General features: G+C 36.6%; 21 protein-coding genes. 18 read left to right on the top strand and 3 right to left on the bottom strand.

Annotated elements, in window-relative coordinates; translation table 11 throughout:
* Positions 1-74: 74 nt before the first annotated feature.
* Complete coding sequence (locus AC1MGI_RS17300) at positions 75-323, bottom strand: ferredoxin (protein ID WP_062178524.1); 249 nt, start codon at positions 321-323, stop codon at positions 75-77.
* A gap of 292 nt (positions 324-615) precedes the next feature.
* Between AC1MGI_RS17300 and AC1MGI_RS17295 the strand changes: the two genes are divergently transcribed.
* The 10 genes from AC1MGI_RS17295 to AC1MGI_RS17250 all read left to right on the top strand — a co-directional run bounded on the left by AC1MGI_RS17295 (position 616) and on the right by AC1MGI_RS17250 (position 10,450).
* Positions 616-1,686: a YpbB family protein gene (locus AC1MGI_RS17295; RefSeq protein ID WP_480346541.1), complete on the top strand. Its 1,071-nt coding sequence runs from the start codon at positions 616-618 to the stop codon at positions 1,684-1,686.
* Positions 1,683-3,209: a RecQ family ATP-dependent DNA helicase gene (locus tag AC1MGI_RS17290; RefSeq protein ID WP_480346539.1), complete on the top strand. Its 1,527-nt coding sequence runs from the start codon at positions 1,683-1,685 to the stop codon at positions 3,207-3,209. The genes AC1MGI_RS17295 and AC1MGI_RS17290 overlap by 4 nt, the downstream gene beginning before the upstream one ends.
* Positions 3,190-3,789: a CPBP family intramembrane glutamic endopeptidase gene (locus AC1MGI_RS17285; protein ID WP_480346537.1), complete on the top strand. Its 600-nt coding sequence runs from the start codon at positions 3,190-3,192 to the stop codon at positions 3,787-3,789. Before AC1MGI_RS17290 ends, AC1MGI_RS17285 begins: the two co-directional genes overlap by 20 nt.
* Entirely contained in the window at positions 3,786-4,406 is a 621-nt protein-coding gene (locus AC1MGI_RS17280; protein WP_480346536.1) for a LysM peptidoglycan-binding domain-containing protein, read from the top strand. The genes AC1MGI_RS17285 and AC1MGI_RS17280 overlap by 4 nt, the downstream gene beginning before the upstream one ends.
* 68 nt (positions 4,407-4,474) lie before the next feature.
* Positions 4,475-4,933 carry a YpbF family protein gene (locus AC1MGI_RS17275; protein ID WP_480346534.1) on the top strand — a complete coding sequence of 153 codons (459 nt, stop codon included), beginning with the start codon at positions 4,475-4,477 and terminating at the stop codon, positions 4,931-4,933.
* A gap of 324 nt (positions 4,934-5,257) precedes the next feature.
* Complete coding sequence (locus tag AC1MGI_RS17270) at positions 5,258-6,064, top strand: metallophosphoesterase (RefSeq protein ID WP_480346533.1); 807 nt, start codon at positions 5,258-5,260, stop codon at positions 6,062-6,064.
* Positions 6,065-6,369: 305 nt separating this feature from the next.
* Complete coding sequence (locus tag AC1MGI_RS17265) at positions 6,370-6,945, top strand: adaptor protein MecA (protein WP_480346532.1); 576 nt, start codon at positions 6,370-6,372, stop codon at positions 6,943-6,945.
* 447 nt (positions 6,946-7,392) lie between these two features.
* Positions 7,393-8,670 (top strand): Glu/Leu/Phe/Val family dehydrogenase, encoded by a 1,278-nt coding sequence (locus AC1MGI_RS17260; protein ID WP_480346530.1) that lies wholly within the window; start codon positions 7,393-7,395, stop codon positions 8,668-8,670.
* A gap of 189 nt (positions 8,671-8,859) precedes the next feature.
* On the top strand, positions 8,860-9,828 hold the full coding sequence (locus tag AC1MGI_RS17255; protein WP_480346529.1) for a YpdA family putative bacillithiol disulfide reductase: 969 nt from the start codon (positions 8,860-8,862) through the stop codon (positions 9,826-9,828).
* Between the two features lie 199 nt (positions 9,829-10,027).
* Positions 10,028-10,450: an HXXEE domain-containing protein gene (locus tag AC1MGI_RS17250; protein ID WP_480346527.1), complete on the top strand. Its 423-nt coding sequence runs from the start codon at positions 10,028-10,030 to the stop codon at positions 10,448-10,450.
* 41 nt (positions 10,451-10,491) lie between these two features.
* Here the strand turns inward: AC1MGI_RS17250 and AC1MGI_RS17245 are convergent, their stop codons facing one another.
* Positions 10,492-11,463 (bottom strand): asparaginase, encoded by a 972-nt coding sequence (locus tag AC1MGI_RS17245; RefSeq protein ID WP_480346525.1) that lies wholly within the window; start codon positions 11,461-11,463, stop codon positions 10,492-10,494.
* A gap of 112 nt (positions 11,464-11,575) precedes the next feature.
* Here AC1MGI_RS17245 and prsW point away from each other — a divergent pair, with 112 nt between their 5' ends.
* The 8 genes from prsW (at position 11,576) to rpsA (ending at position 19,002) form a co-directional block, all read left to right on the top strand.
* Positions 11,576-12,241, top strand: a complete 666-nt coding sequence (prsW, locus tag AC1MGI_RS17240) for a glutamic-type intramembrane protease PrsW (RefSeq protein WP_480346523.1) — start codon at positions 11,576-11,578, stop codon at positions 12,239-12,241.
* Between the two features lie 262 nt (positions 12,242-12,503).
* Positions 12,504-13,364 carry a spore cortex-lytic enzyme gene (gene sleB / locus AC1MGI_RS17235; RefSeq protein WP_480349845.1) on the top strand — a complete coding sequence of 287 codons (861 nt, stop codon included), beginning with the start codon at positions 12,504-12,506 and terminating at the stop codon, positions 13,362-13,364.
* Between the two features lie 13 nt (positions 13,365-13,377).
* A complete protein-coding gene (gene ypeB, locus AC1MGI_RS17230; RefSeq protein WP_480346521.1) occupies positions 13,378-14,730 on the top strand; it encodes a germination protein YpeB in 1,353 nt (450 codons plus the stop codon).
* 304 nt (positions 14,731-15,034) lie between these two features.
* Positions 15,035-15,694 (top strand): flagellar brake protein, encoded by a 660-nt coding sequence (locus AC1MGI_RS17225; RefSeq protein WP_480346520.1) that lies wholly within the window; start codon positions 15,035-15,037, stop codon positions 15,692-15,694.
* A gap of 144 nt (positions 15,695-15,838) precedes the next feature.
* Positions 15,839-16,024 carry a YpfB family protein gene (locus AC1MGI_RS17220; RefSeq protein WP_480346518.1) on the top strand — a complete coding sequence of 62 codons (186 nt, stop codon included), beginning with the start codon at positions 15,839-15,841 and terminating at the stop codon, positions 16,022-16,024.
* A 397-nt stretch (positions 16,025-16,421) separates the two neighbouring features.
* Positions 16,422-17,096, top strand: a complete 675-nt coding sequence (gene cmk, locus AC1MGI_RS17215; protein WP_480346516.1) for a (d)CMP kinase — start codon at positions 16,422-16,424, stop codon at positions 17,094-17,096.
* Between the two features lie 2 nt (positions 17,097-17,098).
* Entirely contained in the window at positions 17,099-17,680 is a 582-nt protein-coding gene (locus tag AC1MGI_RS17210) for a lysophospholipid acyltransferase family protein (protein ID WP_480349844.1), read from the top strand.
* Positions 17,681-17,865: 185 nt separating this feature from the next.
* Entirely contained in the window at positions 17,866-19,002 is a 1,137-nt protein-coding gene (rpsA, locus tag AC1MGI_RS17205) for a 30S ribosomal protein S1 (RefSeq protein ID WP_480346514.1), read from the top strand.
* 150 nt (positions 19,003-19,152) lie between these two features.
* On the opposite strand, the gene AC1MGI_RS17200 is transcribed toward rpsA, so the two are convergent.
* Complete coding sequence (locus AC1MGI_RS17200; RefSeq protein WP_480346513.1) at positions 19,153-19,287, bottom strand: YpzI family protein; 135 nt, start codon at positions 19,285-19,287, stop codon at positions 19,153-19,155.
* Positions 19,288-19,358 lie beyond the last annotated feature (71 nt).

The raw sequence follows: 19,358 nt of genomic DNA, 5'->3' as shown, positions 1-19,358 counted from the left end.
AATATTTACTTTGAAAAACTCCACCTTACATATGTAAGGTGGAGTTTTTCAAAGTTGTTCGCTTTTATTTGTACTTACTCAAATTTAGTAGCGTCTCCATCAAATGATTCATCCGCAATTTTGATGGAATCTGTTGGACAGCCTTCGAAAGCATCCATCATATCATCTAAAAGAACATCAGGAACTTCAACAGTTCCTTCATTATCATCTAGTATTACGAAGGCGATGCCTTCATCATCATAATCATAAATGTCAGGCGCTGCAGCTCCACAAGCACCACAAGCGATGCATGTATCCTTGTCAACGATTGTATATTTAGCCATTACAAAACTCCTCCCGGTAAATCCGCACTTTTCTGCTTTTAAATTGGTTCATGCCTTTGCATACTTCCTTATTGTAAAACTGAATGTAGAAATTTTCAATATAAATGTAATGAAAACACTTTTTGTATCAGGATTTGTCACACGAAACGATATGATTTTGTGACAAATTTAATGTTGATATTAAAAAAACGGCCAGTTTTTTTAAATCAATCAGGTTTCATAACCAATAGACTTCAATGTTTTGGTACAATGATAGAAGGTAGAGATTATAACAAGGTTGTGAATGTAAAAAATGCAAAATTACTTTGAAATGATCGTCCTATATTGTATTCGTATATTTAATGGAGAACGCTCCGTTTATGCTATTTTACATATGCTAAAGGGGAAAAAATCGTCTCAAACGATTCAAGATATTCATCTGTTTGGACTGACGAATCTGTTAGGTACATTACCTGATATTTCGAGAAGACAGCTTGAAATAACTGTGGATAATCTGCTTCAATCAGGGCTACTTATTGCTTTACCTCAAAATGGCTATTATCTGTTAACCTCGAACAGTCAAGAACTACTGCAACAGCATCTGAAAAAGTATCCATTCCCAGAAACGTTGAATGGATTCAGATTTCAAAATCGTACCCAATCGTATTGGAGCAGATTAAGCCTCTTGATTCAAACTATATCACATATTATTCACAAGCAAAATCGTTTCTATCCGATTCAAAGGAATTTCCAAACACAAACATGGGTCAAACGGTATTTAGCCCAAAATCGGCAAAGTAGAGTGGAAATTGGGCGTCATTTATTTGACGAATTATCTACTCTTCTGGAAAAAAGACCGGAAAAGGAACGAGACGTTTTTGTAAAAAGATTAACAGGTATTCATCGTATAGGAAGAACTTATTCGCAAATTGCCAAAGAATTACATGATGACGAGTGGTATATGCGGTACTTATTTCTCGGAACGATTCATTTTATGTTACAGCAAATAGATGACTCATCAGTGCAGTATCCTTATTTATACAGCATTATTAAAGATGTTCAAGGCAATTCGCACACTCAGTTAACTAACTCGACGCAAAGGACTTTAAAGTATTTATATGCTGGGAAATCGTTAGAAGAGATTGCCTTTATTCGAAGATTAAAGCGAAGTACAATTGAAGATCATATTGTGGAGCTCGCCTACTCTGATCCACGGTTTAATATTTCGCGCTTTATGTCTCCAAAAATTGAAGAAGCAATAAGAATAGCTGCTAAAACGAGCCGAACGAAACAATTACGTGCTGTTAAAGAAATCGTGGACAATGATGAAATCAGCTATTTTCAAATCCGCCTTGTCCTGGCAAAAGCAGGTGATGATAAGTGAATATAGAAGAAATTTTAGTCAAACAATTCGGTTATAATACGTTTCGTCCAGGTCAAAAAGAAGTCATCGAATCTCTACTTGAGGGCAATCATACTTTGGCAATGTTACCGACTGGTTCTGGGAAATCATTATGCTATCAGCTTCCAGCCTATGTATTAAATAAAGCAGTTATAATTGTATCACCTTTACTGTCTCTTATGCAGGACCAAGCGGAGCAGCTAAAAATGCGAGGCGAAAAAAGTGTAATTACACTGAATTCATTTTTGACATCGGTTCAAAAAAGGGAAGCGATTGAGCGTTTAGACTCGTATCGCTTTATTTACTTATCGCCAGAAATGCTTGCCGTTCCTCGTATTATCGAACGATTGCAGAAACTTGAAATTGGATTGTTCGTTATTGATGAAGCGCATTGTATTTCACAATGGGGGTATGATTTCAGAACGGATTACTTGAACTTAGGAGATGTAAGGAGTAAATTGAACAATCCTCTTACGTTGGCATTGACGGCAACTGCTACAAAAATGGTTCAAGCAGATATTAAAGAGAAGCTGAAACTCAAAAAACCAAAGGAAGTCATTACTTCTGTGGATCGCAGTAATATTGCTTATATTGTTGAGGAGCTCTCTTCGTATGCCCAAAAGCTTGCAAGGCTCAAGGAATTAGTAAACAGCTTTGATGGATCGGGAATTATTTATTTTTCAAGTAAGAAAGCGGCAGAATCTGTTACGAACTTTTTACAAGAAAATGGTGTTAAGGATATTGATTATTACCACGGAGGGATGGAACAAGAGCAAAGGATGTTGATTCAACAGCAGTTTCTTCATGGACAATTACGTATCATTTGTGCGACTTCTGCATTTGGTATGGGTGTGAATAAAAATAATGTAAGAGTCGTTATTCATTTTCATTTGCCAGGAGGGATGGAAGCTTATTTACAGGAAATAGGCAGAGCAGGCCGTGACGGGAAGCAAAGTGCAGCCATTCTATTGTATTGTGACGGTGATGAAGGTTTACCACTCCATCTAGCAGAGCAGCAGTTGCCTACACTTTATCAAATTGAAGAGACTTGTGCCTCTCTTCATAAACTTAAAGTAGATATTTGGAATATTGAACCAAGGAAAGAAATAGAATTAAAAGAAATGCATGCATTGACAGATGTGCAGTGGAGATGGATTACGCATTTTGTAAAAGAATTTGAACATGAAGATCCGTTTATGATAACTAAGAAGTTAAAGAAAATTGCTAATGAGAGAAGGATTGAAAATCAAAACAAACTTGAGCGTTTCTTTCGTTGGGTTTCCGTTTCTGGCTGCAGACGGGTAAATATTCTGTCTTACTTTGATGTGGCGCTGACAGAAAAAAACCAAACTTGCTGTGACCGTTGCAAAGTGGTGACAGATGAGCTTTTAGCATCCTTACCATATAATGACCTAATAGTTAAAGAGTTGAAAAAAACATGGAAGCAGGAATTGGCTGCCATTTTGATAGGAGAAGCAAAAACCAATGAAGAACAAACAAGCTGAGCTCATTGGACGGCTTTCCAATCAAGAGCTACATAAGCAATTATTTTTAACACAGATTCTGCTTTTGGTTATTTCTGCTATACTTGGGTTCATTCTATTTGATTACTTTTCATCATTCACGAAAATTTTTCGAATGGAATGGAAAATAATTTATATTGGAGTTAGTGCAGGAATCACTGTTGTGTTGCTCGATTTAGTGATGATGAAACTCTTGCCAGAAGCGTATCACAATGATGGAGGAATCAATGAAAGAATCTTCACGAGTTTGTCATATCCGATGATTGCCGTGGTCGCATTATCGGTTGCAATAAGTGAGGAAGTTCTGTTCAGAGGCGTTTTACAAACCCATATTGGATTAATATGGACAAGTGTTCTCTTTGCCTTTGTTCATTATCGCTATTTGTTTCATCCATTTTTATTCGTCAATATTATTTTATTAAGCTTTTTTATTGGTTTCATTTTTGAAATGACAGGTAATTTATATGTGACGATTAGTATGCATTTCACGATTGATTTCATTTTAGGGCTAATAATTAAAATGACAAAAGGAAAGAACCTTGATAGAAAGAGGGAAGAATGATGCATCCCGATAATACACCAAATGAGTTTCAAAAAAATAATGTAAGAAAAAACGCGAAACCTTTACCAACCAGGAGCGAACTTCGAGCGAAAAAGAAAAAAAAGCGGAAGAATAAGTTTCCATTAATTAAGATATTAGCTGCTTTCTTTATTGCTATGCCCATTGCGATATATTTTTTATTACCATACTTAGAAAAACAAAAGCCAATTTCATTAACTCAGCAAAGGAAAACAAGTGGATTTGAAACAGTAGAAGTTACAAAGCGCATAAACGATGTAGAATCAAACGAAACGATAGGTTCAGAGCAAGAAAAAACGAATGATAAGGAAGCAACCCCTGTTGTTTCTAACCTACCTGAAGAAATTGAACAACCTGTGGAGAAATCTTTAGTATCTGTTTCAGAAACGAAAGAGAAGAAAGACAAAAAAAAGGACACGAAAGATGGGTATCAAATTGTTTACCATACCGTTTCGCCAAATGAAAGTTTGTTTATTATTGCAACGAACTATTATAAATCTGCTGCTGGTATCGAACAGATTAAAGAATGGAATCATTTAAATGGAGATGAAATACAGGTAGGTCAAGTTTTAAAAATCCCTTTAAAGGAAAATGAATAAGAGTTTTCAGTCATAGTTTTGGGACATGCACATATAGTGATGGTGTAGACGCATTGGGGGGGAAGTAAATGGAGTCAGCCATCCTATTATTGGACGATAATACTGATCAGGCGACGAAACAAATGTTGCAGCATGTAGTAGAGCGAAAAAGAAAATTTGAGGCATTGAAAAAAAAGCATATCATGACGGTGTGGGCAACAATTATTTCCGCAGGCTCATTGTTTGCCTACCTATATACTGCTATAATTATTCCCTATTCTTATTCTTTTTTCACGATGTTTTCTGCGTTTGTTGATCAGTTTACGCATATGCTATTTTTACTAATGACAGTGGGCTTGTATGGCTACATGGGTATCATGAAGAAAAAGGCTGATAAAGCAGAGCTGGAATACCATACAATGAGAAAAGAAATCATTCATAAAAGCAAAGAGCTGTGGAAACCTGAGATGAAATGGGAAAATCGGCACAAGGTGTTTGAAATGATGAAGAAAAATTATGATATAAATCTGTATCATGAAAGTAAATAGAGCTATAATAAACGTGCTTTTCCAACATGACATGTAAATTGTTTCATCAGGGGCATGACTCTTTGACTTTGGGTCAGCCTATTTTTGTATGAAGGACATGGGGACTTAGTCTTCGCGACTTATTCATATAGTCAATCTACTTAGCAAGTATACTTAGGTAATCAAGAAAGCGTCCGAAATTCCGGTTCCGCACAGCCGTCATTGAGATTAGGCGAGTGCAACGTGTTACATGATTGATCCTTCATGGAAAATGGTGGCGTTTTATCCCATACAATTTTTATTTAAAATCAAATGGTAAGTGATGAGAAGGAAGGCTGTCAATAGATGATTCAAAACGGAATAATTATAGGTCTCGTCATAATTATAGTCCTGATCGGTTATATGTGGCGAATGGCATTTTTAAATAGAGTTTTAGTGCAATCCTTGAACTTTGAAGATTTTTCGGAATCAGCACATCCTATTTCTTTATTTTTTATATCTGACATACATAGGCGAAAGGTATCATCTAAGCTAATCGATTATGTCCATAATAAAGCGGATATCGTCATCATTGGTGGTGATTTAAGAGAAGGCGGAGTTCCGTGGAATCGGGTGACTGCGAATATTAAAAAACTAAAAGAAATAGGCCCCGTCTATTTCGTATGGGGAAATAATGATTATGAACAAAATGAGCAAGAATTATTGAATATACTCGAGAGGCAAAATGTGACAGTCCTTAATAATAAATCGACGAGGCTTACAGTATCAGAAAATCAAAAGATTACGTTAATTGGTATCGAGGATATAAGTGAAAAAAAGGCGAGGTATGATTTAGCTCGTAAAGATGCTGCAGAGACTGATTTTAGAATTTTAATTAGCCACAACCCACTTATTGTCAATAAGGTAAAAAGAAGCCATAATATTCATCTTGTTTTATCCGGTCATACTCATGGCGGACAAATTAGGATTTTTGGAATCGGACCATATGAGCATGGAGGAATAACTAAAACTGAAAAATCGCTTTTTTTAACGAGTAATGGGTATGGAACAAGTACGATACCATTACGGCTGGGGGCAAAACCAGAGACCCATTTACTGACGCTTCAAAATGGAAAGGACACGGAATATAAATCAAAAATCATTGAACTGTAGCTTGGACAAATGTCAATTTACGAGTTTTTATTCTTTGAATTACCTTATTTTAAATGTTGATTGAGAGGATTTAATGCTACTATTAGAAAATGTTAAACCAGATTTAGTATAATGATCTTTTGTATTGTCTGAACATATAACAGACATCTTTAAGTTGAGGGAAAAAGTGAAACATACAGACCCTGATATAATTGTCGGAATCGATGGTGAGAATGAAGAGTTAATTAGAAGCGAAAATGGATATGCACCGTGAAAAATCGTTTTCATATGATGTATGAAAATGGTTATTCAGGGGGCATTTTTTTATGAAGCTTGAGCGACTGACGAATAACAAGATTAAAATATTTTTAACATTCGATGACTTGTTTGATCGAGGAATAACCATAGAAGATATTAAAGCTAATTCACTCAAGATTCACAAACTTTTTCAGGAAATGGTGGAAGAAGCATGTGAGGAAATGAACTTTAAAATGAGCGGATCAATTGCGGTTGAGATTTTTTCCTTACAGGCACAAGGGGTAATTATTGTTGTTTCTAAGAGCGAGGAAGACATGTTGACTGATGAAGATGAATACCTGGATTTAGATGTTCGGATTGGTGAACATCCTTATATACTTTATACGTTTGCAGATATTGAAGCAGTTATTCAACTCGCGCATTGTGTAAAACAAATGAATGTTTGCATAACCCTTTATGAATTTGAGAGTCAATATTATTTTCTGATTGAAAAGGTGCCGGAAGAGTCGTATGATACGATTATTTCGCTTTCTGCTGAATATGGGTATGCGTCTACGTTGACTATATCTAGATTAAAGGAATATGGAAATTGTATTATACCTGAAAACGCTCATTTCATACTTACGAAGTATTTTTCTAAATAATTATGATATGGAAAGGTGAAGAGCAATGGCAAGAAAAACAACGTTCAATTGCTCTTTCCTACTTTGTAAATCCAAGGTCTAACTGTTTTGTTACGTAGGATAGAGTAAGATGAATGATGCCGCTTTCAAGAAGTTTGTGATTATTCTACTTTTTCCAATTTTAATGCTTTGCAGAAGTGATACAAAGGTGTATACTTTTGAATGAAGGACACGAGGACAGGGCTTCGCGACTTACTCATATAGCTAATCCATTTAACGGTATACTTATATTTATTAACGAGAAAGCATTCGATATTCCGGCTTTGCACCGCCACCATTGTGATTTTAGCGAGTGTAGCGTGCTTAATGATCTATCCTTCATTGTAACTAGAGGCGTTTTAAAGCCATTTTAGGTTTTGTATGAAAGATGACTCAAAGTAATTACTGAAGATTCTAGGAGGTATACAGATGGTAGCCGAGAAAGGTACTGACCATACTAACCAAGAACAAGAATATGATGTGCTGAAGTCTACTCAGACTGTAATACATAAAGCATTGGACAAGCTTGGTTATCCTGAGGAAGTTTATGAGCTGCTTAAAGAACCATTGCGTTTGTTAACAGTGAAGATTCCAGTAAGAATGGATGATGGATCAGTAAAAATATTCACTGGATATCGTGCTCAACATAATGATGCGGTAGGTCCTACTAAGGGTGGAATTCGTTTTCATCCAGATGTGACTGAAAAAGAAGTGAAGGCATTATCTATTTGGATGAGCTTAAAATGTGGAATTGTTGATTTACCATATGGAGGAGGAAAAGGCGGAATCGTTTGTGACCCTCGTAATATGTCGTTCCGTGAGCTAGAAAGATTAAGCCGCGGTTATGTGCGTGCGATTAGTCAAATCGTTGGACCAACGAAGGATATCCCTGCTCCGGATGTATTTACCAACTCACAAATCATGGCTTGGATGATGGATGAATATAGCCGAATGGATGAATTCAACTCCCCTGGTTTCATTACGGGTAAACCGCTTGTTTTAGGTGGTTCACATGGTCGTGATTCAGCTACGGCGAAAGGGGTTACAATTGTTATTCATGAAGCAGCTAAGAAAAAAGGCATCGATGTAAAAGGTGCGCGCGTCGTTGTTCAAGGATTCGGTAATGCTGGAAGCTATCTTGCGAAATTTATGCATGATGCAGGTGCGAAGGTCGTAGGGATTTCTGATGCTTATGGTGCCCTTTATGATCCGGATGGACTGGATATTGATTATTTACTTGATCGCCGTGATAGTTTTGGAACGGTTACCAAGTTATTTAAGAATACGATTACAAATAAAGAGTTGTTAGAACTTGAATGTGATATTCTTGTGCCAGCAGCTATTGAAAACCAAATAACAGAAGATAATGCTCACAATATACAGGCGAAGATTGTTGTCGAGGCAGCTAATGGTCCGACAACGATGGAAGCTACACAAATCTTAACTGACCGCGGCATCCTACTTGTACCAGACGTACTTGCTTCTTCCGGTGGAGTTACCGTTTCTTATTTTGAATGGGTTCAGAATAACCAAGGGTACTACTGGGGCGAAGAAGAAGTAGAAGAGAAACTAGAAAAAATCTTGATTAAAGCGTTCAATAATATTTATGACACTGCACAAACAAGACGTGTTGATATGCGCTTGGCTGCCTATATGGTAGGGGTAAGAAAAATGGCAGAGGCTTCACGTTTCCGCGGTTGGATTTAAGTCTTAAGCTTAATTAATTGATGAAAGTGACAAAATCTCCTATTCTTAATGAAAAGGAGATTTTTTTTTTGAAAAGTTTCTTGAAATATAAGGAATCGCATCTACAAACAGGCACCATGCGCCATCGGCTCAAGATCAAAAGCCGATAAGAGGACGACTTGTGCTTTGATACAAGAAAGAGGGTAAAACATGATTCAAGAAGAAGTGATTATTATTGGCGGGGGACCATGTGGCCTCGCTGCAGCCATTGCTTTAGAGAATGAAGGAATTCAGGCACTTGTTATCGAAAAAGGTAATATTGTGAATTCTATCTATAACTACCCCACTCATCAGACGTTTTTTAGCACGAGTGAAAAACTTGAGATTGGCGATGTTGCTTTTATTACAGAAAATAGAAAACCAGTCCGGAATCAGGCGCTAGCCTACTATCGAGAAGTAGTGAAGAGAAAACAATTACGAATTTCATCATTTGAAAATGTAACTAGTGTTGAAAAAGAAGAGAATGGTACCTTTGTCGTTAGTACTTCTAAAGCAACCTATTTTGCGAAAGCCATTATTGTCGCAACTGGGTATTATGACCACCCGAATTATCTAAATATTCCAGGTGAAAATTTTCGGCATGTATCGCATTATTTTAAGGAAGGTCACCCATTCTTTGATAAAGATGTAACCGTGATTGGTGGAAAAAATTCAAGTATTGATGCTGCATTGGAGCTCGTAAAGGCCGGTTCAAGGGTTACCGTTCTTTATCGAGGTATGGAATATTCTCCAAGCATTAAACCGTGGATATTACCAGAGTTCGAATCACTAGTTAAAAATGGGACAATCACAATGGAATTTGGTGCCCATATTGATGAAATCACCGAAAACCAAGTAATCTATCATACGGCTGAGCGTGTCGAAGCAATTAAAAGCGATTATGTGTTTGCTATGACAGGCTATCATCCGGATTATTCCTTTTTAGAAAGAATGGGGATTCACATTCAAGAAGAAAATGGCAGACCAATATTTAACCATGAAACAATGGAAACGAATGTATCTGGAATATACATTGCTGGGGTTATTGCTGCTGGAAATAATGCAAATGAAATCTTTATTGAAAATGGTCGTTTCCATGGTGGAATGATTGCTGCACATATTGCTTCTAAAATTCTCTAATTCGCATATGCCAATCTAAATAGAGTGCTAAACCAAAATTCGATTGAGCACTTTATTTAGATATACCATACATACGTAAATATATTCTAGATTCATTAGGGGTGATTTATATAAAGTCTCAAGTAGTAAATTTCGCGAAATTCAATCGATTAATTTGGCTATTTCCGCTCTTTTATTTCATTCACGATTTGGAAGAAATTTGACTGTAGAGACATTCCTTATTAATCATTCCGATACGATTTCTTTCAGTCTAACAACAAGGCAGTTTACATTTGCCCTTTTACTATTATGGATCATATCAGTAATTGGATGCTATCAAGCTTTAAAGAAGGAAGTATTCTTAGGAATGGAGCCACTTACTTTCTTTTCATTTTTAGTACCAGGTCTCTTTTTAGCCAACGGTGTAAGTCACGTCATTCAATTCATTAGTATAAAAGACTATGTTCCAGGTATCATTACATCGATACTTGTCATCTATCCATATTCTTTTTTTACTCTTAAATACTTGTTCAAAGAGAAATTAATAACGATGAAAAAATTTATGTGGTTTCTATGTTTAGGTTTTATTTTACAAATTCCTTTTGCACTTTTATCCCTTTGGTTTGCCAAATTATTGTTTTAATCTATGGTTATTTTACTTTGAGACGAGTCATCCATTTAAATTTACAGAGAAAACATTCGCTGGATTTCTATTTGAGATTCTGTGTTATGTAGGGCAATCAATAATTTGATCCGTGCTTTCTGACCGTTGAGACCGTTTGAGAAAATGATCCCCATATCTTTCAACTGCTTCCCACCTCCGTTATATCCATACACATCTTGTACGATTCCATTAAAGCAGCGAGAGACGATCACAACAGGAATATTTGCCGCTAATAGGGCCTCGATCCCTTTCAGCGTTTCGGGAGGCATATTGCCTTGGCCTAGAGCTTCAATGACTAAACCATCAATATTCATCTCCTTTAATGCATAAAATAAGGCAGAGTCCATTCCAGCGTGTGCTTTAAGCAAGGTTACTCGTTTTGAAACGGTTTCCATCGGATAATTTTCTTGATGCTCAGGATGATGATGAAAAAAAACAGTACGCTTTGTCACAATCCCTATTGGACCGTATTGTGGACTTTGAAAAGTGGAAACATTGCTAGTATGCGTTTTAGTAGCGTTGGCGGCTGTATGAATTTCATCATTTAAGACGATGAGGACGCCTTTTCCAACCGCTTGATCACAGATTGCAACCTTAATGGATGAAATGAAATTGTATAATCCATCAGAGCCGATTTCATTGCTTGAGCGCATAGCACCTGTGACAACGATAGGGATACTCGTCTGTATCGTCAAGTCAAGAAAATAGGCTGTTTCTTCAAGAGTGTCTGTACCGTGGGTGATCACAACTCCGTCGATTGGCGCATCTTGGATTGATTCCTCTATTAGCTTCTTAATCGAAAGCATTTCTGTAGCAGTGATATGTGGCGAAGGCAAGTTAAAAGGCTCTTTGATGATTAAATTTGCCATATCGTGAATCGTCTCAGACGTTATTTTAATTGGGTTTTCATTGGCTAATTTTACAGCGCCAGCCGAATCCTCCATCATAGAGATCGTCCCACCTGTATGAATAATTAACACATTTTTTTTCATAATTCGTCACCTCCAGGTTCATTAAAAAAGCCAATTACAGAAATTAAGCTGTCATTTTCTTTTTCCTCATTCCATGATACGATTAAATAAAAGATAAGAAAAGGGGTCAGCCATGCTGGTCATTTTAACTGCAGGCATTGCACCTGGTTTAGCATTGCTGAGTTACTTTTATTTGAAAGATCAATATGACTCTGAACCGGTTTCTGCTGTGTTTAAGACGTTTTTATATGGCGTTTCTCTAGTGCTTCCAATTATGTTTCTCCAATATGTGATGCAAACGGAAAATGTCTTCACATCCCAATTTGGCGAAGCATTTCTAAAAGCTTCACTGCTGGAGGAATTCATGAAGTGGTTTTTTCTTCTGTACATTATTTATCCGTTCGCTGTATTTGATGAACCGTACGATGGAATTGTTTATGGTGTTTCTGTTTCACTAGGGTTTGCGACGATGGAGAATATTTTATATTTAATTGCGAATGGAGTTGAACATGCATTAGGAAGAGCGATACTTCCTGTGTCTAGTCATGCATTATTCGGTGTAATCATGGGGTACTATTTAGGTAAAGCCAAATTCTCCAAGACACATAAAAAACTATTCTTGTTCTTATCTCTAGGAATATCGGTGTTTCTTCATGGATTGTATGACTTCATTCTCTTAATAGATCGGTTTTGGGTTTATTTGATTTTGCCATTTATGATTTTTCTTTGGTGGTTAGCTTTGAAAAAAGTAAAAACTGCACGACGTCTATCTGAATTTCATGATTCAACAAGTTTTTAAATAATAGTGCGTGTTCAAAAGGAGGATAAAAAGAGCCGAGAAATTCGAAAGCTATTTTTACCGAACTTTTTGAACAACCTTTAATAGGCAATCCTAATATCGATTTTTCAGCTCAAATCATTTAAAAGAGAGTAAAGAGGGAGACCAATTGGTTTTCCTCTTTTTGCTATTAAGGTTTTTTCTACTTATCTTGGAATAAAAACGGCCCTTAAGAAGAAAATAGGTATACATTACATCATAAGAAAAAGAGGGTGTGTAGTTGATGAAAGGAATTTCGTCAAAATGGAAAGGTGCAATAGCGACAGTTTTAGCTGTTTGTTGCTTAGCATTTTCTGACTATGATGCTTCGGCCTTTACGAGCCAAGTTATCCAAAAAGGTGCGGTCGGAGACGATGTCATTGAGCTTCAAGCTCGTTTGCAAAATATCGGCTATTATCATGGGAAAATCGACGGGGTATATGGGTGGGGAACGTATTGGGCTTTGCGAAATTTTCAACAAAGCTTTGGGCTACCTATTGATGGTTTAGCTGGCTTTACAACGAAAAAAAAGCTTGCAGATGCATCGAATTTTAATGCGAAATTTGTCCATGAACAAATTCAAAAAGGCAACGAGTTTACGTATTATGGTGGCGTAGATATTGAAAAGCAAATTAAGCCGAATACAAATAAGAAGAATACGAACGCGGCGGGGAAAACGAATACTAGTACGAAACAAGCTACCAAAAGCAATCAAAAAACGAATACTGCTTCGAATCTTCCAGCCGGGTATTCACAGAATGATATTCAATTATTAGCGAATGCAGTGTACGGTGAATCTAGAGGTGAACCTTATATAGGGCAGGTTGCAGTTGCTGCTGTAATCTTAAATCGTCTGGATAGTCCTTCGTTTCCAAATACGATATCTGGGGTTATTTTTGAGCCTGGAGCGTTTACGGCTGTAGCGGATGGCCAAATCTGGCTGACTCCCAATGAAAGAGCAAAAGAAGCAGTTATTGACGCAATCAATGGTTGGGACCCAAGTGGAAATGCTGAGTATTACTTTAACCCACAAACAGCAACAAGTAAATGGATTTGGACAAGACCCCAAATTAAACAAATCGGCAAACATATTTTCTGTCATTGAGAGGTGAAACGAATTGATTAGAAACGTAGTGATTGGTGTATTAGTATTAGCTGTAGCAGGTACTGGATTTTGGGGCTATCAAGAACATAAGGAAAAAAACGCAATCTTGATTAATGCTGAAAATACGTATCAACGTGCATTTCATGATTTATCGTATCAGGTAGATATTTTGCAAGATAAGATTGGTAATACATTAGCAATGAATTCACGGACATCTCTTAGTCCTGCCCTTACAGATGTTTGGAGAATCACATCTGAAGCACAAAATGATGTAGGTCAACTTCCATTGACATTACTTCCGTTTAATAAAACAGAAGAGTTCTTGTCAGATATCGGTGATTTTAGCTATCGAACTGCTGTTAGAGATTTGGAAAAAGAACCGCTTAATGATAAGGAGTACACTAGACTTGAAACACTTTACGGCCAAGCTGGAGAAATTCAAAAGGAACTAAGAAAGGTCCAACATCTTGTTATTAAGAATAATCTTCGTTGGATGGACGTTGAAATGGCTTTAGCGTCAGGGAAAGAGAATACGGACAACACGATTATTGATGGTTTCGAAACGGTTGAAAAAACAGTGTCGGGTTACTCTGAATCCCAAACAGGAGATCCCACTTATACGAGTAGTAAGCAAGAAAATAAAAACTATCAAAACTTAAACGGTGAGATTATTTCCAAAAAAGAGGCGGTTCAAAAAGCGGAAAAATATGCAAAAATGAAAGAGCCGATCGAGGTGAAGGTTGAAGAAAATGGAAAAGGTGCGAAATATGGATTCTATAGTATAAGTCTCCTGGAAACAGGTACCAATACCGAAGTAGATATGGATATAACTAAAAAAGGCGGATATCCAGTCTGGTATATTAACAATCGTGATATTCAGAGCAGTAAATTGGATTTAAATAAAGCGAGTCAAAAAGCGGTTCAATTCCTAAAAGAAAATGATTTTGAATCACTGGATTTGTTTGAAAGTGCTCAATATGATCATATCGGATTATTTAATTTCGTTACTTTACAAGATGGTATAAGAATCTATCCTGATTCAGTGAAAATTAAGATTGCACTTGATGATGGATCGGTGCTCGGCTTTTCAGCTGATGACTTCTTTCAATCACATAAAAAACGTGATATTCCCAAAGCCACACTATCTGTTGAAGAAGCAAAAACAAAAATCAATCAGAAAGTAACTATTATGGAGGAAAGAAAAGCGTTAATAGTCAATGATCTTGATCAAGAAGTCCTTTGTTATGAATTTTTAGGAACCATTAATCAAGATACGTATCGGATTTTTATCAATGCTAATTCGGGCAGAGAAGAAAAAGTGGAAAAATTGAAAAATTCTGAGCCGGTTTATGAAAATCTATTGTAAGAAACGAATGTAGCATTAAGACGTGATATTTTGTATGGAGAATGATCTAAATAACTCGTATACGATAGAGGGGTCTCCCTCACATTTTGGTTCATACAAACACATAGATTGTTTTTGTAGCATATTATTCATATAAAAAAAGGAAGAGTACGTATGTGCTTTTCCTTTTTTTGTTTTCATGTAATAATAATGGAAATAGAGATAGAAAAGCCGATGTTCAAAAAAACATGAAGCATTCATTTCTACTGTCAAATTTGGAGAAAGAAAGCCTCGTGTTGAACAAGTTATTATAGGGAAGTGTGAAATGATGATTAATATCGGGGACGCTATATTAATAAAGCCAAGGTTTTCTACGACTGAAGAAGTGTATAAAGCAATGGTAGTAGAGCTAGAGAATGGTGGTTTATTTATTGATTATCCGGTGAATGTTGAGACTGGGAAGATTGCTTTTTTGCCAGATGGTATGCAATTGGAGATTACAATTACTGATTCAGATCAAGCTGTTCATATTTTTGAATCTGAGGTGCTAGGTAGGATTAGAGTAAGAATTCCAATGATTCAATTATTATTACCTCCGGAGAATACTTTCATTCGAATTCAGAGACGACAATATGTAAGACTGGAGGTCTCAGTGGATGCAGCTATCCATCCACAAAAAAATGAATTTTCACCTTTTAAAACCATTACGGAAGATATAAGCGCCGGTGGAGTAGCGATAAGGCTACCGAAAAATGTGGATATAAAAGAAGCTACCAACGTAAAATTATGGCTCGTTTTGCCCTTGAAGTCAGGAGAAATTCATTATCTAAGCATGAAGGGAAGAATCACTCGCTTAAACGATGAACAAAAAGGAAAAAATATCCTTTCGATTCAATTTATTGATGCAACGGATACCGATATTAAATTATTCATGCGTTTTATTTTTGAAAAACAGCTGGAGTTAAAGAAGCGGGGAATTATCTAAAAAATGTTAGACTACTTATGCTAAACATATAGTTTAGTTAACAAGTATTATATATCATTATTTCGTAAAGAAATTGAATGAATAACATATCATTACTCCATACTGTTAGAAAGGCTTGATCGCGGATGGAGGATTTGAACAATTTTGAAAACAGTAGAACGATTTATTATTAAATTGATTTGGATTCAATTGATTTTCTTGCTTGCCTTTCAGCTTTTTTTGAATCGTGAAGAAACGTTTGTTCAATTTAAAAAACTTGCTCGGTATGAAGGGGTCAATAGCAATAATTATACGAAAGTCATTGAAACGTTTGATGATTTGCAAGACTAAAAGAAAGCGGATTTTTTCGCTTTTTTTTGTTGAAGTAACCTTAGAGTGCGTGTTTAAAAAGAGCCGAGAAGTTCGAGAAGCGTATCTCGAGAGACCTGCACGTATACAACAATACGCGAGGACCAGAGAGACAGAGATTTGATGCAATTCGCGAGCTTTTTTACCGGACTTTTTGAACATCCTCTTAGAGGTTTAAAAAGCTCATTTAATTTTTTTCGTATGGCACCGCTATTATACATGAATGAGCTAAAAACGTTAGAACAACCTCTTAATAGTATGTTACCTAAGGAGGTGAAATCTTATTTGTTAGGCAAAAGTATTTCTGTTTCCTTAAGTGAATGTGATAAAATAAAGAGGAAAAGATATTACAGCGTTAGATAGGATTTTAGGAGGATTTATGATAAAAAAAATATCTGTTGCCATCGATGGACCTGCAGCAGCGGGGAAGAGTACCGTGGCAAAAATAGTGGCAGAAAATTTTAAGTACATTTATGTGGATACAGGTGCAATGTACCGTGCATTAACATATAAAGCTTTTAGTGAACGAATCAATCCGACAGAAGAGCAAGAACTTTTTTCTTTGCTGACACAAACGGAAATCGAATTAATGCCAAGTGAACATGGACAACTTGTGTTTCTTGATGGTGAAAATGTCACAGCACAAATAAGGAATAACGAAGTGACAGCTGCTGTATCTGAAGTATCTAAGCATCGTTCGATTCGAGAAGAAATGGTCACAAGACAGCAACAGCTAGCAAAAGGCGGCGGTGTTGTCATGGATGGACGGGATATCGGCACACATGTCCTTCCAGATGCGGAAGTAAAAGTGTTCTTAATTGCTTCAGTAGAAGAACGCGCACACCGTAGATATCAGGAAAATTCACAAAAAGGATTTTCAGCAGATATAGAGAAATTAAAAGAAGAGATTGCTTTACGTGATAAGCTGGACTCGGAACGGGAAGTATCACCATTAAGAAAGGCGAAAGATGCCTTAGAACTAGATACTACCTCGATGTCGATCGAACAGGTAGCAAAGAAAATTATTTCGCTCATAGAAGAAAGGATAAGATGAATTTGAATTTTTACACATTTGCAAAAAACGTTGTAAAAATTGTTCTATTGCCATTCTATAGGGCTAAAGTGATAGGAAAGGAAAATATCCCGGGAGGGGGTGGCGTCCTAATCTGTACCAACCATATTAACAACCTAGATCCGCCAATGGTTGGAATTGCAACGAAAAGAGACATTCACTTTATGGCTAAAGAAGAATTGTTTCAGATTCCTATTTTGAAGGGCGTATTACCTAAAGTTCATGCATTTCCAGTAAAACGTGGATTGAGTGACAGGGAAGCGCTGCGAAAAGGACTAGCGATACTTAAAGATGGGCAAGTATTAGGGCTTTTCCCAGAAGGAACACGAAGTAAGGATGGTCAATTAGGTGAGGGATTAGCGGGAGCAGGATTTTTCGCTCTCCGATCAAAAGCAACAGTCCTCCCATGTGCAATTATTGGTCCATATAAAATGTTTAGACCTGTAAAAATTGTCTTTGGAAAACCGATGGATTTTGAAAGATTGCGCGAAGAGAAAGTTTCAGCAGATGTCGCAACGAAGGCTATCATGAATGAAATTCAAACTTTGATTAATGAGCATAAATAATTCATCTTGCTTGACAATTTATCGTTTTTATTAGAGTTTATATAAATAGGGGATTAATTCCGAATTATGAATTAATATAAAATCTTTATTCACTCTTAGACAGGCAAGCTAACATATTCTTAGATCAGGAAAAAGCCTGGAATAGAAATTCTGCAGTGCAGTCATGGGTTAAGGAGGAGTTCGTAATGACAGAAGACATGAACCAAATTGAAGTAAACAATTATGTAGTGGGAGACAAGGTGAATGCAACGGTTTCCAAGGTAGAGGAAAAACAAGTCATTGTAGCTGTGGAAAACGTGAAAGCCGATGGCATTATCCCCATAAGTGAATTATCAAGCTTACACATCGAAAAAGCATCTGACGCAGTAGCACAAGGCGATATACTTGAACTTGAAGTAATCAAGGTAGAGGAAGAAGCTCTTATTCTATCAAAAAGAAAAATAGATGCTTTAAAGGCTTGGGATCAACTTGAACGAATGTTCGAGACTCAGGAAGTATTTGAAGCGGAAGTTCGGGACGTCGTGAAAGGCGGTCTTGTCGTTGATTTGGGAGTAAGAGGATTTGTTCCTGCTTCTCTAGTTGAAGACTATTTTGTAGAAGATTTCTCAGATTATAAAAACAAATCATTAACATTTAAAATCGTTGAGCTTGACAAAGAGAAAAATCGTTTAATTCTATCACATCGAGCGGTCGTTCAAGATGAAAAGAAAAAACACAAATCAAATATTCTTGATAAAATCGAAAGCGGACAAGTGATTGAAGGAATCGTTCAAAGACTGACAGATTTCGGAGCATTCGTAGATATCGGCGGTGTAGACGGTCTTGTTCATATCTCACAGCTTTCTCATGATCATGTTGAAAAAGCAGCTGATATCGTCTCAGAAGGTGATCAAGTAAAAGTGAAAGTTCTTTCCGTTGATCGTGATAATGAAAGAATCTCTTTATCCATTAAAGAAACACTACCTGGACCTTGGGAAGGTATTGCAAAAAAAGCTGCAAAAGGATCGGTGCTGGAAGGGACAGTTAAGCGTCTCGTTTCATTTGGAGCGTTTGTTGAAATTTTCCCTGGAGTAGAGGGTCTCGTGCATATTTCGCAAATCTCGCATAAGCACATTGGCACGCCTCACGAAGTTTTGCAGGAAGGTCAACCTGTTACGGTGAAGGTGCTTGAGGTGAATGAAGAGGATCAACGTTTGTCCTTAAGCGTTAAAGATTTGCAGGAGCAAGACTCTTCACCTTATGGGGAATATGAATTGCCTGAAGAGTCAAAAGGGTTTCAATTAGGTGAAATTCTTGGCGATGCATTTAAAAAATTAAAATAATGATAAGCCTGTCATATTATGAATGAGTCAGACCCCAGACCTACTATATTCGTTTATACGATATAATAAACGGTGTATAGAGTGTGAGGTCTGACTCATTTTTTTAGAAAAGATTCGTTATTTTACAAAAAAGTAACTTCTAATTATATTTTACTGTTTATTTCTTCTTCTCGCCTCTTCAGGTCCTTCCATCTTCGTTGCACCAGAATATTTAAGAGACTGATCACGGTCTGACTCCACGCTGTGGCTCATCTTTAATTTTTTCTCTTGTCGATCTTTTCCCATTATTAACACCTCCTTCTTTTAACCTAACTAAAGGTCCCTTTATTTATTCACAGAATCCGTATGAATTATGA

The sequence above is a fragment of the Peribacillus sp. BM1 genome, assembly GCF_056679975.1.
The sequence above is the reverse complement of the archived record's forward strand: the minus strand, read 5'-3'. Positions and strand labels throughout refer to the sequence as shown.

What these genes read in the sequence shown, in the direction of transcription:
- AC1MGI_RS17300 (WP_062178524.1), bottom strand. Translation starts at nt 323, where the DNA reads ATGGCTAAATATACAATCGTTGACAAGGATACATGCATCGCTTGTGGT.
- AC1MGI_RS17295 (WP_480346541.1), top strand. Translation starts at nt 616, where the DNA reads ATGCAAAATTACTTTGAAATGATCGTCCTATATTGTATTCGTATATTT.
- AC1MGI_RS17285 (WP_480346537.1), top strand. Translation starts at nt 3,190, where the DNA reads ATGAAGAACAAACAAGCTGAGCTCATTGGACGGCTTTCCAATCAAGAG.
- AC1MGI_RS17280 (WP_480346536.1), top strand. Translation starts at nt 3,786, where the DNA reads ATGATGCATCCCGATAATACACCAAATGAGTTTCAAAAAAATAATGTA.
- AC1MGI_RS17275 (WP_480346534.1), top strand. Translation starts at nt 4,475, where the DNA reads ATGGAGTCAGCCATCCTATTATTGGACGATAATACTGATCAGGCGACG.
- AC1MGI_RS17270 (WP_480346533.1), top strand. Translation starts at nt 5,258, where the DNA reads ATGATTCAAAACGGAATAATTATAGGTCTCGTCATAATTATAGTCCTG.
- AC1MGI_RS17265 (WP_480346532.1), top strand. Translation starts at nt 6,370, where the DNA reads ATGAAGCTTGAGCGACTGACGAATAACAAGATTAAAATATTTTTAACA.
- AC1MGI_RS17260 (WP_480346530.1), top strand. Translation starts at nt 7,393, where the DNA reads ATGGTAGCCGAGAAAGGTACTGACCATACTAACCAAGAACAAGAATAT.
- AC1MGI_RS17255 (WP_480346529.1), top strand. Translation starts at nt 8,860, where the DNA reads ATGATTCAAGAAGAAGTGATTATTATTGGCGGGGGACCATGTGGCCTC.
- AC1MGI_RS17245 (WP_480346525.1), bottom strand. Translation starts at nt 11,463, where the DNA reads ATGAAAAAAAATGTGTTAATTATTCATACAGGTGGGACGATCTCTATG.
- prsW (WP_480346523.1), top strand. Translation starts at nt 11,576, where the DNA reads ATGCTGGTCATTTTAACTGCAGGCATTGCACCTGGTTTAGCATTGCTG.
- sleB (WP_480349845.1), top strand. Translation starts at nt 12,504, where the DNA reads ATGAAAGGAATTTCGTCAAAATGGAAAGGTGCAATAGCGACAGTTTTA.
- AC1MGI_RS17225 (WP_480346520.1), top strand. Translation starts at nt 15,035, where the DNA reads ATGATGATTAATATCGGGGACGCTATATTAATAAAGCCAAGGTTTTCT.
- cmk (WP_480346516.1), top strand. Translation starts at nt 16,422, where the DNA reads ATGATAAAAAAAATATCTGTTGCCATCGATGGACCTGCAGCAGCGGGG.
- rpsA (WP_480346514.1), top strand. Translation starts at nt 17,866, where the DNA reads ATGACAGAAGACATGAACCAAATTGAAGTAAACAATTATGTAGTGGGA.
- AC1MGI_RS17200 (WP_480346513.1), bottom strand. Translation starts at nt 19,287, where the DNA reads ATGGGAAAAGATCGACAAGAGAAAAAATTAAAGATGAGCCACAGCGTG.